The 12,575-nt window shown below is 43.0% G+C and carries 13 protein-coding genes and 1 pseudogene; 12 read left to right on the top strand and 2 right to left on the bottom strand.

Annotation, left to right across the window (positions count from 1 at the left end):
• Positions 1-15: 15 nt before the first annotated feature.
• Together AC6I3O_RS10850 and AC6I3O_RS10855 are read right to left on the bottom strand one after the other, a co-directional pair.
• Positions 16-258 (bottom strand): helix-turn-helix domain-containing protein, encoded by a 243-nt coding sequence (locus AC6I3O_RS10850; protein ID WP_497850884.1) that lies wholly within the window; start codon positions 256-258, stop codon positions 16-18.
• A gap of 83 nt (positions 259-341) precedes the next feature.
• Positions 342-584, bottom strand: a complete 243-nt coding sequence (locus tag AC6I3O_RS10855) for a helix-turn-helix domain-containing protein (RefSeq protein ID WP_497850885.1) — start codon at positions 582-584, stop codon at positions 342-344.
• Between the two features lie 152 nt (positions 585-736).
• Here AC6I3O_RS10855 and AC6I3O_RS10860 point away from each other — a divergent pair, with 152 nt between their 5' ends.
• The 12 genes and pseudogenes from AC6I3O_RS10860 to AC6I3O_RS10915 all read left to right on the top strand — a co-directional run bounded on the left by AC6I3O_RS10860 (position 737) and on the right by AC6I3O_RS10915 (position 12,436).
• On the top strand, positions 737-1,552 hold the full coding sequence (locus AC6I3O_RS10860) for a hypothetical protein (RefSeq protein ID WP_497850886.1): 816 nt from the start codon (positions 737-739) through the stop codon (positions 1,550-1,552).
• Positions 1,553-1,584: 32 nt separating this feature from the next.
• Positions 1,585-1,992 carry a hypothetical protein gene (locus tag AC6I3O_RS10865; protein WP_497850887.1) on the top strand — a complete coding sequence of 136 codons (408 nt, stop codon included), beginning with the start codon at positions 1,585-1,587 and terminating at the stop codon, positions 1,990-1,992.
• A 771-nt stretch (positions 1,993-2,763) separates the two neighbouring features.
• Positions 2,764-3,285 carry a DUF5720 family protein gene (locus AC6I3O_RS10870; RefSeq protein WP_497850888.1) on the top strand — a complete coding sequence of 174 codons (522 nt, stop codon included), beginning with the start codon at positions 2,764-2,766 and terminating at the stop codon, positions 3,283-3,285.
• 99 nt (positions 3,286-3,384) lie between these two features.
• The gene (locus AC6I3O_RS10875) at positions 3,385-3,561 is read left to right on the top strand and encodes a hypothetical protein (RefSeq protein WP_497850889.1); all 177 of its coding nucleotides are present in this window, start codon (positions 3,385-3,387) and stop codon (positions 3,559-3,561) included.
• 96 nt (positions 3,562-3,657) lie between these two features.
• On the top strand, positions 3,658-5,283 hold the full coding sequence (locus tag AC6I3O_RS10880) for a recombinase family protein (protein ID WP_497850890.1): 1,626 nt from the start codon (positions 3,658-3,660) through the stop codon (positions 5,281-5,283).
• Between the two features lie 35 nt (positions 5,284-5,318).
• Positions 5,319-6,107 (top strand): annotated as a pseudogene (locus AC6I3O_RS10885) (helicase-related protein); the annotation flags it as partial.
• 603 nt (positions 6,108-6,710) lie between these two features.
• Entirely contained in the window at positions 6,711-8,381 is a 1,671-nt protein-coding gene (gene ltrA, locus AC6I3O_RS10890) for a group II intron reverse transcriptase/maturase (RefSeq protein WP_497850891.1), read from the top strand.
• Entirely contained in the window at positions 8,382-9,299 is a 918-nt protein-coding gene (locus AC6I3O_RS10895; protein WP_497850892.1) for a hypothetical protein, read from the top strand. It begins immediately after the preceding gene.
• Positions 9,300-9,377: 78 nt separating this feature from the next.
• On the top strand, positions 9,378-9,707 hold the full coding sequence (locus AC6I3O_RS10900) for a DUF6664 family protein (protein WP_497850893.1): 330 nt from the start codon (positions 9,378-9,380) through the stop codon (positions 9,705-9,707).
• Positions 9,708-9,998: 291 nt separating this feature from the next.
• On the top strand, positions 9,999-10,961 hold the full coding sequence (locus AC6I3O_RS10905) for a HEPN domain-containing protein (RefSeq protein WP_497850894.1): 963 nt from the start codon (positions 9,999-10,001) through the stop codon (positions 10,959-10,961).
• Positions 10,962-11,082: 121 nt separating this feature from the next.
• Entirely contained in the window at positions 11,083-12,072 is a 990-nt protein-coding gene (locus tag AC6I3O_RS10910; protein WP_497850895.1) for a DUF3991 domain-containing protein, read from the top strand.
• A gap of 73 nt (positions 12,073-12,145) precedes the next feature.
• A complete protein-coding gene (locus AC6I3O_RS10915; protein WP_497850896.1) occupies positions 12,146-12,436 on the top strand; it encodes a hypothetical protein in 291 nt (96 codons plus the stop codon).
• Positions 12,437-12,575: the final 139 nt, after the last annotated feature.

Here is a 12,575-nt window from a genome sequence, read left to right on the forward strand (position 1 = left end):
CTTTCCATTTGCTTTTTATTCATCATCAAAGATGGTTTCATTCATTTCAGGGAAATCTAATAACTCAGATACCGTCATACCTAAACCGATTGCCAGTTTATGAAGTGTTTTCAGTTTGGGATTCTTTGTTTTACCGGACATAATATTTTCGACAGTAGATTGAGTAATACCGGATAAAGTAGCCAATTTGTTTATCGTAATATTTTGTTCTTTGCATAATCTGGTGAGCCTTAAAATAATCACATCTGAATAAGTCATAAAGAACTCTCCCTGTTCCAAGAATTAAATAGAGTATACGGGGAATTTTTCTTCGAGGTTAACGGTACAGCGTTAGTAATTGATTATTCATCATCAAATGCAGTTTCATTCATTTCAGGAAAATCCAATAATTCGGATACTGTCATATCTAAACCGACTGCCAATTTATGTAAAGTTTTCAGCTTGGGGTTCTTTGTTTTTCCTTTTATTAGATTGTCTACTGTAGATTGCGTGATCCCGGATAGTGTAGCTAATTTATTTACAGTGATATCCCGTTCGGCACATAATGCCGTCAGTCTTTTAATAACAGCGTCAGAATATGTCATGAAAATCCCCCCAACTTTGTACGGTTAATGAAAGTATAAGAGGTTTTAAGACATTGTATTAACGGTGTGCGGTTGACTATACGAATAAAATATGATAGATTAACGGTATGCGGTTATATGCTGAAGGAATGGGGGTGTGAAAGATTAGAGGATTGTGGAAAAGGATAAAGAATAATTGGGATGATTTCTGGATAGGGGATGAACACGACGATTCTAAGAAGCATTTAAGCCAGTCAGATAAGCGTTCTCTTTTATATGGCTATTTTATAATAAGTATGCTTATGGTTGCTTTTGTAATCTTGCTCATTAATATAAATAACCTGCGGATGGACCGCCGGGATGACGAAGCTATGGAAGAAATTCTAAATATGGTTACATCTTACATGGAGTCTGCCACAGAAGATGAATATGACGAAATTGCTCAGAGCATAAGGCACGACTTAGTATTTCACAAATATGAAAAGGATATAGAGAAATATATCCAATATATCCCAAATACGTCTGATCAATGCCGTGCCTGCAAGGGAAGTTATCCGGCACAGGCAGTCCTTGTCAGTTTGAATACTGGGGAATCCTACTCGTTAGACCTATTTGAACGAGGGATAGACCCAGAGGATTATCAGGGAAATACGCAGTTGACATTTGGCTATGATGAAATAAGTCAGACAGGTATCCGTATCTCCAAAAGTCCGGGAGAAGGTAAAGGTTCTGCAGAAATAGAGCGGGGAAACGGTATTGTCAGTATCCATAAGATGAAAAAACTGTTTTGCGATGACTGTATCAAAGCTATGTTGGATACGGTTGAGAACCAACCCATAGGGGAGCTAGTCATTCGAGATACGGAGGAGGATGTCTTTTATGCTGTGGAGGATGAGGGCAAGGCACAGATAGGAGATTATGCACTGGAAATAAAATATAAAGACAGCGGTTACGAGATAGCTGTTAAATCTATCAGCGTAACCAAGTAATTCAAGAATTGATAACAGGAGGACAAAGTAAAATGAAACCGGAATATATACAATTACCGCCGTTGCCGACAGATCTGCCTGCAGAAGTCATAGAAATGATTTGGCTGTATACCCGGCTGTCGGGAGAGGAACAGGAGATGATCCGGGAATTTATCCGGGAAAATCTGAAAAAGGGGAATAGAAATGTTGAGGAAACAGATTTTGCTAAGGTATTGCGGGATTACGAGGCAGAAGAAAACCCGGACGTGAAAGAATTTATTGACCTCATGAGAAAGCTGATTGGAATCCTGATTGCGCAGTCCTGTGATATGGCGGCGCTGGTATATCAGAATTATTGTATAGAGAAGAAATCTACGGAGGATATATCAGAAGAATTTAATGTGGATCAAGAATCCATACAGCTTATGGTACAGTATTACGATAAAAAGATAAAATTATAATAACAGACAAAAATATCGAACGTGGTGAATCTAAGAAAGAATAGATTTGCTACGTTTTATTTTGCCGTAATTTTGAAATACAGTCACTAGAAACAGGCTTTACAGTCATAGAAAGCAGCGTGTTGGGATTTGGGGAACTGAAAGGGCATTATCCGAGAAGTTTCGTTATTCCAGAAAATTTATAGAAATATAGTTCATTAACGATTTCTAAGAAAATCTTCTCGAATAATGTTTGGCAGGTATAGAAAAATCAAGCATAGAAATTAAGGAATTCTTTATCGTAATTATCTGATGACTGTTAATGACATAAGGTACGCAATGTATCTTTGATCTAAACAGTCGAATTATTATTCGAGAAGTTTTTTAGATATTGCCGATAAATTGTACCTTCCATGATATTTCTTTAGTAATAAAACTTCTCGGATAATGCTCTCTATGTCAGAACTGAAATAAAGAGTGAAATAAAGAGTGAAATAAAGAGCAAGATTCGCCAGAGTAACTCAAAACCCACTTTGTGGTTTTGGGTTACTCTGACAAACTTGATGGGGAATCCGCTCCCCATGCCCTCAGTTCCTGCATATTTTCCCAATATGCAGATTGGCTCCTATTAAAAATAGTCGCAGCGTGATCGTCTTACGTCACGGAAAATCAAAAAACTTCTAAAAAAATCCAATTTCCCTTCCCACCAACGGTTCCCAATCGGCTTATATAGTAGGAAGCAAAAAACAGCTTCCCCTGATCAGGCATTATGAAAAAAGCAAGGAGGGATTTATGCGATTTACAAGAAGTGAACTGGAGATGATTTACAAGTATGAAGCAACGACAAAAGAGGACACAGTGAAAGCTATGAGGGATGGGCAGTCAGCAGCCAGAGATGACCTGACGATGATCATCATAAGGAATGCTGCAGATAAACTGGAAAAACTTCCAGAACCGGAATGTAGCCGGTTTATAGCAGACAATAAGGCGTATTTCATAGGACAGGGCAGAAGTTCTGTCCTGCGGAGACTGAATGAAGCAAAGGAACGGTTGAAACAGCCGGTCTTACAGGGGCATGACCTGTCAGGGAGGGAGCGGTTCCAGCCAGACACAAGACATATGATTGTACTTGATGTGCTGAATAATGACAGCCCCGTAGGGTTTAAAGGGGAGAGATACCGCTTCTTCCTTTCAGACGGGGGATACCGCAACGCCATAGAAAGTGAAAAGCGTGGGGAAATCAAAATCCGCAGCCATGCGGCGGTAGTTTCCGGGAAACTGTATCCAGATAAGAAAGCAGAGCATAACAGATAACAGCACTATGATAAAAATAAGAACTGCACAAAAGATGCAAGGAAACATATCAGGGTAGTGGAGAAAACTGAAAAAATATTGAAAGAAGGGAGGGAATCTATGCAGAGAAAGAAAAGGGGGAGAAAGAATACGCCGATCCGTTATGTGGTAGAGCATGTATATTCCGGTACGGAAAGTATGGAGGGATTATTAACGGTTGTAAGCGAAGAAGCTGCCCGCAGGAATGTGGAAAAAAGATTAAGGGGCAATATAGAGACGGAGAAGAAAGCTGTCTAAAAAGATGAATTGACGGTTGATGCCAGAGATGGAAAAGGCTATAATGAAGTCAGCGTATTTCTGTCTCTGGATATTGAGTGAATATAGGAGGCCAATATGCAGAATACAGAAAATAAAGAAATATGGACAGCACTCTATACGAGATTGTCAATGGACGATGGAAACGTCGGGGAGAGCATGAGTATCGGGAGCCAGAAAGCAATCCTTAAACGGAAAGCGGAAGAAATGGGTATCCACAGTTATAAATTCTACGTGGATGACGGATACTCAGGTACGAATTTTAACCGGCCGTCTTTTCAACAAATGATTGCGGATATTGAAGCGGGACATGTAGATTGTGTCATAACCAAAGATTTATCAAGGTTTGGCAGGAATTATCTGGAGAGTGGGGCATATATCGAAGTGTTTTTCCCAAACCACCATGTCCGGTATATCGCTGTCAATGACGGTGTTGATTCAGCGAACAGCGGAGAGATGGACATTACCCCGTTCAAGAACATCCTGAACGAATTTTATTCGAGGGATATTTCAAAGAAGGTAAAGACGGGAAGGTATATCCGAGCCAGTCAAGGGAAATTTATGGGGGCTTATGCACCGTTTGGTTATAAAAAAGATCCAGCAGATAAGAACCATCTGATTGCGGATGAAGAAACCGCACCGACCGTCCGCTATATTTTCCAGCTTGCTTTGAAAGGCTATGGCAACAATAAGATTGGAAAGATTCTTTATGAGGAAAAGATTCCGAAACCAGCTTATTACAATCAGGAAGTTTTTGGAAAGTTTTTAATTGCTGAGGATGATATTTATAATTGGAAACAGTCAACGATCATCCGCATACTCCGGAATCCCCTGTATAAAGGTTATTTTTGGGTACAGAGGTATGACAGGAAGTATTTTAAACAGCAGTCAAAAGGTTATATCCCGATTAAGGATCGTGTAACTATACCCAGCGACCATGAAGCCATTGTAGACGAGCATACATGGAATACCGTGCAGGAAATCCTTGACAGGCATACGAAAGTGAAGCCATGCACTTCCGGTTATGACAATAAGTTCCGGGGGATTTTAAAATGCGCTGACTGTGGCAGTAATCTGACGATTCATACGGATGGCCGGAACCCGGACAGGCCTTTGCTAGAAAAGACGTATTATCTATGCCGGATTTACCGTGTAAGAGGAGCGAAGTTCTGTAGCAAGCACCGCATCAGCGCCGGGGATTTGGAAGAACTGGTACTTTCTGATATCCAATTCCATGCAGGGAAGGTCATAAAGGATCGAGAGAAATTTATGCGGAAAGTGCTTGGTCAGATGGACATGTCATCTGCAAACAGCAAGGCAAATATTGACAAGAAAGTGGCTGTCTTAGAGAAAAAGTTAAAAGAGTCTGATAAACAATTCATCAAGCTGTATGGGGACTGGTCAAAGCAGATGATATCAGAGCAGCAATTCCGGTTGCTGTCTGCCCACTTTGAGCAGGAAAAGAAAGACTATACAGAGCAAATCGAAAAGTTAAAAGCGATGGCTGAAAATCTGGAGGACAGTGCGGATAAAGCAGAACGCCTTGCCGATGAAATGGCAGAGTGTGCCGAGATTAAGGAGCTGACTACAGAGATTGTAAATCGCCTGATCGAAAAGATTGAGGTTTCGGAACCTCAGACTATCAGCGGAGAGAAAGTCCAGAATATCAGGATTTTCTATAAGTTTGTTGGGGAAATCAATTAAAAATCCATTTATGTATCTATAATACTGGGGGTAGTGAACTCGCCCCAGAGGGGACGAATTACCGAGCAAAGACAAGGTTTGCGAAGTTCTACAACCTGCCAGAACTGATGCAGATGTTCCGTGAGGTTGCGGACATCCAGACCGCCGATATGCTGAAGCTCCCCGTGCCAAAGGTCAATTACCACAACATCAAGACCAAGCCGAGCCAAATCCAGACGGAAATGGTGGCGGGGCTTGCGAAGCGGGCAGAGAAAATCCGTGCAAGGCTCGTAAAACCACAAACAGATAACATGCTCAAAGTGACAAACGACGGGCGGCAGCTTGCCCTAGACCAAAGGTTGATTGACCCAATGCTGCCAGACGACCCGAACAGCAAAGTCAACGCCTGCGTGGACAATATGTACCGCATCTGGGAGGAACACGCCGACACAAAGGCAGCACAATTATTGTTCTGCGACCTCAGCACACCGAAAAATGACGGTATGTTCAACGTCTACGACGACATGAGGGAAAAACTGATACGGCGTGGAATCCCTGCGGAGCAGGTGCGTTTCATCCATGAAGCGAATACCGACGCACAGAAAAAGGAGCTGTTCGCAAAGGTAAGGAGCGGCGAGGTGCGTATATTGTTCGGCTCTACCCAGAAGATGGGTGCGGGTACAAATGTGCAGGACAGATTGATTGCCATCCATAACCTCGACTGCCCGTGGAAGCCGTCGTGCTTGGAACAGCGTCAAGGTCGTCTGGAACGTCAGGGAAATATGTTTCCCGAAGTGGAAGTTTACCGCTATGTAACGGAACAGACCTTTGATGCGTACCTTTATGTGCGACACGAAGTCGCTTAATTTAACTGTTTGGATGTAATATTACAGACCAAACCATCCATTCCGTTGGATGAAGCCGTTGTCCCCGGCTCTGCCAGCAATGGCACTGTTCGGAAGCGGGCATAAAAGTAACCCTACTTGGAATCAAAACCGTGAGGTGGAGATGAAACTGCTAGCTACAAGGCGGTTAGGGTGCAGGCTTACTGATAGCATGGTTAATTAACTGAACCACTGATAAACTTCGTTAAGGCGAACAAGCCAAAGTAGCTGACAGGCTTGAACCAAAAGGTGTGCAGTCGGTTATCCTTTTGTATAGTGGGGATACACGGACGTAATGACTGCCGGAGGAGAGGTGGGACCTAAACTATCAATCAATTGTTGGTTAGGCGGAACGTGTCAACTCCGTATTTTCGCCCAGACGGGCAAGCCGACCGTAAGGAAAGCCGATGGGAATGCGGAAAAAGGATTGCGGAAGAAGCGAATGCCGACCCTGTAATGGGGACGGACAGGGGTTCAAGATTTGCCCCACCCGAAAGGGGGCAGAATTCCGCAGGGTGCTTAATTACGAGAGAGTTTATAGGATTTTTGAAAGGAGTAAGGCAAATGAACGGTAAAACGTGTGCGACTTCTGACGCAGCCAAAGCATGGGACAGCATAGACTGGAACAAGGCAGAGGCATACGTTAAAAAACTGCAAATGCGTATCGTAAAGGCTCATCAACAGGGCAGGACAGGCAAGGTAAAATCTTTGCAGTGGCTGCTCACACACTCTTTTTACGGGCGTGCATTAGCCGTAAGGAGGGTGACGGGTAATAAAGGCAAAAAGACGGCAGGCGTAGACAAAGTATTATGGTCTACCCCAAAAATGAAATATGAAGCAATTCTCGGACTGAAACGCAGGGGCTACAAACCATTGCCATTAAAAAGGGTGTATATCCCGAAAAAGAATGGAAAGCCACGCCCCCTAAGCATACCATGCATGAAGGACAGGGCAATGCAGACGTTATATAAATTTGCGATAGAGCCGATTGCAGAAACCACCGCTGACCCAAATTCCTATGGGTTCAGGGCAAAAAGGTGCGTGCAGGACGCTATTGAGCAATGCTTCACCTGTCTGAACAAGGGGAAATCCCCGAAGTGGGTGCTGGAAGGAGATATAAAAGGCTGTTTTGACAACATCAGCCATGGGTGGATTTTAAGCAACATCCCAATGGATAAGGATATCCTGCGGAAATGGTTAAAAAGCGGCTATATCGAAACAGGGAAGCTATTCCCGACAGATTTGGGAAGCCCGCAGGGTTCAGCGATTTCACCGACTATCTGTAACATGGTGCTGGATGGACTGGAAGCCAAGATAAAAGAGAAATACCACAAAACGAAAAGCAATGGAAAATCATATTTCCCAAAAGTCAATTTTATCCGTTATGCGGATGACTTCATCGTCACTGGCGAGAGCAGGGAACTTTTGGAAAACGGAGTGCTCCCAATCATACGGGATTTCCTGTCAGAAAGAGGGCTGGAACTGTCAGAGGAAAAGACAGTCATAACCCATATCGAAGACGGGTTTGATTTTCTTGGGACAAATATACGGTGGTACAAAGACAAGCTTCTGACCAAACCATCCAAAAAGAACTATAAAGCCATAATCAGTAAAGTAAGGGGAATCATAAAGCAGAACCCATCCATGAAACAGGAGGATTTAATCCGAAAACTGAACCCAGTTATCCGAGGGTGGGTAAATTTCCACAAATACAATGTATCCACGGATGCGTTTGAGAGATTCGATTTTGACGTATGGAGATGCTTATGGCGGTGGTGTAAACGAAGACATCCCCGAAAGAGTCACAAATGGATAGCGAAAAGATATTTCAGACAGGTCGGGACAAGAATCTGGACATTCAGCGTGAAAACGAGCGATTCGTTTGAACTCAACCTGATTTATGCCACTGACACAAAAATCGTAAGGTGGCTGAAAACAAAGTCAGAAGCGACGCCATTCGACGCCAGTTACGCAGAATATTTTGAGGACAGGGATACCGAAAGAATGTTCCGTGAGATAGGCGGCAGGAAGAAACTGAACGCTTTGTACAAAACGCAGGGCGGAATCTGCCCATACTGCAAGGAAGCGATAACGGTAGAAAAAGGTTTCAGAATCCATACAGTTATAGGGGAAGACTTCAAAGAGAGAAAGTTTTTATTACACGCAGCCTGCCATAGATTTATCCATTACTCGAAAAATGTTGATGAACCGGCTCTGGTAATGCAGGGCTTATAAGTGCTTGAGCCGTGTGAGGGGAAACTTTCATGCACGGTTCTTAGGGGGGAAGGCGGTAGTAATACCGCTGACCTACCCGACCAGCTCGTCGAGGGAAAGCAGAAATTCATTTCCCAGATAATGACGAGCAAAAGCCCCGTGCGTTCTGCCGAGGACGTGGACGAGGTCGCCCTCTCCTTTGCGGAGGTGAAAATGCTTGCCACGGGCGACGAACGCTTTAAGGAAAAAATGGACTTGGATATGCAGGTGGCGAAGCTGAAAGTTTTGAAGCAGAGCTACCTTTCCGAACATTACGACCTTGAGGACAGGATACTGAAGCATTACCCGCAGGAGATTAAGGAGTATGAGGAACGCATTATAGGCTACGAAAACGATGTGGAAATTGCCAGCCAGCACAAGCCGCAGGGCGAGGATAAATTCTGCCCGATGACCTTAAACGGCGTGACCTACAAAGAAAAAGCGGACGCAGGCGGGATGCTCCTTGCCATCTGCAAGGAAAACCCGCTGTCACAGCCGATACAAATCGGCAGCTACCGTGGCTTTCAGATGGAGGTTTTCTATGATACCGTCAATGCACACTATTGTCTGAACCTTTGCGGAATGAGGAAATATAAGGTAGATTTAGGGACGGATGCCATCGGCAATCTGACCCGAATCGAGAATGAGATTGCCAAAATCCCCGCCAGACTGGAAGCCGCCAAGACGAGAAAGGAGGAAACCATTGCACAGCTTGAAACCGCAAAAGAGGAAGTGAAGAAGCCGTTTGCCTTTGAAAATGAGCTGAAAGAAAAGACGAAACGGCTGAACGCCCTCAATATCGAACTGAATCTGAATGAAAAGGACAAGTCTGTTATTGACGATGAACCAGAGCAGAACGACGAACAGCCAGAGAAAAAAAGTGTGGATAGGGAGCGTTAAATCCAGTTTGCACATTTGTACTGCTGATTTTGGGGTATTATAATAAGGACGATTAGAAAAAATCGGAGGTGAAGAGGAATGTCTGATACGTTCAGATTTGAAACTTTTGTAGACGCCCACAGCAATATCTTCAATGAATACCTCGGCTCTGTCGTGGCAAAGCTGTCCAGAGAAAACGAGGAATACCGTGCCATAAGAGCCGAGATTGAGAGACTTTATGGGAAATATCCGAAAGTCTTGGGAGTGTTTGACACGGAAACATCGGCGGAACTGACCGAGGAAGAATGTGCAGCGTTGATTGAAGTAATGGAGCTTAGAAACAAACTTACGGACATGGAGATGCAGTCGGTTTACTTCCGTGGCTGCTATGACAGCGTGGGGTATCTGAAAAAGGCAGGGATTTTATAACGGACTGACCGAGGGAAAGGCGGTGTCGGCGTGAGTGCTGATGCCGTCTTTTACATAGTTCGGATAGACAATAAACGCTATATCTTGATTTTTTTTATAAGAAATCACAAAATATTGTTGACAAATTTCGGGAAATAGTTTATTCTGAACGAAAATACGAAAGAACACATTCTAATATTTACTAAAGATGAGGTAAGTAATTTTACAGATTGGACTACTTATAGTTTGAATTAGTAAATATGAGAATGTGTTTTTTTGTGAAGAAAATGTGTTAAAAGGAGGAAAGAAAGTATGGAGCAAATAGTAGCGTGCAAATCTTTAGTAGCTACCTTTAAAGATGAAAAAATGATGTTAGACGGTCCGCATGAAGTTAATTTTGACATTAAAAAGGGGAAGAATTTTCATATTAGTATTGAACAATTAGGAATTAGAAAAATAACAGTAACTTCCGATGAGGATGTTTCCGTATTTGATTTGGATGCACTGTTTTTAAGTATTGAACGGTTGTTAATGTTATTGGATGGCACGTTTATCCCATTATCAAAAATTCAATTATCTGAATCTGATATGGAAAATGAAGATATATTACATTCTTATGAAGAACAACTTATAGAGAGGCGGCTATCTTACTTTTCATCTGCCGATTTTTGTAATTATTCTAATGACAAAATGATGCAATTTGATTCTGTCATTACAGCGGATTTGTTTTATAAATGGGAAAAATTGCTTGATGAATTAGATGTGGTGCATCAAATGTATCTTTATTCAGTAAGCAATAGTGGAATAACAGTAGATGTTAAATGTGCTTTTTTGGTGGAATTAGCAGAACCTCTTATTGAAATTGTAAAAGAACATACCAATCTTTTCTCATCTTTGTTTCCAGGGGAACGTGGAACAACTCTTAGAAACTGTTTAGAAGCTTTGATTGATAAATTTGGTACAGATATTTTTGAAAATGAATTATCCAATAATTATGATGAGTTTTTATCAACAATGGTTAATAGCAGAGTTCGGATAATGCACATCAAGCGTAAACAAAAAGGCTTACATTTTACTGGAAATGAGTCCGTTTTATATTCGTCAAAAATAAGTTTATTATATCGCAGAACACTGTTTGAATTATTAGGAATCAATGAAAATCATTATAAAGATAACCTTAAAAAGTGTGTTTCAGAATTAAATATATGGAATAATGTTTTGAATGATTTCTTGATAAAGCTTTCCAAAGTGGCATCTGAAAAGGGACACAATTAGTGAACTAGTCAAGAAAAAATGATGTTAGTATAAACTTGATATTGTTTTTTACATAGCCGAGAGGTTTTCATTTACGAAAATCCCTCGGCTAATTCTATTTCTGGAGGTGATTTTTATTTGAATGAGAGCATCTAAACCCTATGTGCAGATTGACCCAGACGTACTTGAGCAGGCAAGGCAGATAGATTTGTTGTCTTATCTTAGAGCCTACGAACCGAGCAACCTTGTCAAAGTCAAAGGCACGACGAACGTCTACTGTACCGCTGAGCATGACAGCTTGAAGATTTCCAACGGCAAATGGTACTGGTGGTCGAGGGGCTTCGGCGGCTATTCCGCCCTTGATTATCTGATGAAAGTCAAGGAATACGGCTTTGTGGAAGCCGTGGAAACCCTCACGGGACAGACGATGGCGGACTGGAAGCCGCCGCCCCCTGCCGTGAAAAAAGACGAGCCAAAGGTGCTGCTCCTGCCGCCGAAGAACAAAAACTGCGACAGGGTGACGGAGTATCTTTTCGGGCGTGGCATTGACTACCAGCTTATCCAAGAGTGTATTGCCGAGGGGATTATATTTGAAAGTGCCGACTACCACAACGCTGTTTTCATCGGGAAAGATGAAAGTGGGACGCCAAAGTACGCCGCCTGCCGTGGCACGATGCGGAGCTTCAAGCGTGACGCATCGGGCAGCGACAAGCGGTATTCGTTTCGCTTGCTGGCAAAAGAGCCGACCGATGCCGTGCATTTATTTGAAGCCGCCATTGATTTACTCTCCTACGCCACCTATTTAAAATGTGAGGGAAAAGATTATAAAGCGGAGAATCTTCTCTCCCTGTCGGGCGTGTACCAGCCGAAGAAAGAGCTGAAAGAAAGCAAAATCCCCGTTGCCCTCACGACTTTTTTGAAAGCAAACCCGCAAATCAAGACCATATTTCTGCATCTGGATAAGGACAAAGCAGGTCGTTTATGTACCGCCGCCTTGAAAGAATTGTTGCAGAAAGACTACCGAATTGTTGATGAACCGCCGCCAATCGGCAAGGACTTCAACGATTTTTTAATGTCCTATCTGGGGATTGCAAGGCAGAAACCGAGCCGTGAAAGGAGGGATGCCCGCTGACTGAATGAAGATTTTCAGTAAGAAATGACCGTAACCATAACAAAATTTCAGACCGAAAGGGGGGAAAGAACGATTGAAAAATTATGAAGTGACCCTTGTCGCCCACTATGCAAAGACCGTTTCCATCCATGCCGACAGCCCCGAACAGGCGGCGGAGAAGTTAAAGACCGTCCTGTTTGACACCGACCTTGTGAAGTTTTCCGACGGGGATTTTGTCTGCGGCGAAGCCGAGATTAACGACCCTATGGAGGACGCAGGGGAAGAAAACGAATCCGAGGGAGAGGATTTTGAGGACGATTGTTGTTCGGGCTGTCCGTGTTTCAGAACGGTGTGTAAAGGATGCTGTTGCGGGGACGGGGATTAAAGACACGTCTTACCAAGCACTGAATTTGGTTATCCATCAGCCGATGGAAACAAAATTCGCTTGTTAGGGGAAAGCTCCCCTAATACCCCGTGGAAAAGACCGCCGCCAGAGTGCGGCAGGAAGAAAGGAGTTTTTAAGG

This window comes from Sporofaciens sp. St.21A7 (assembly GCF_059728535.1).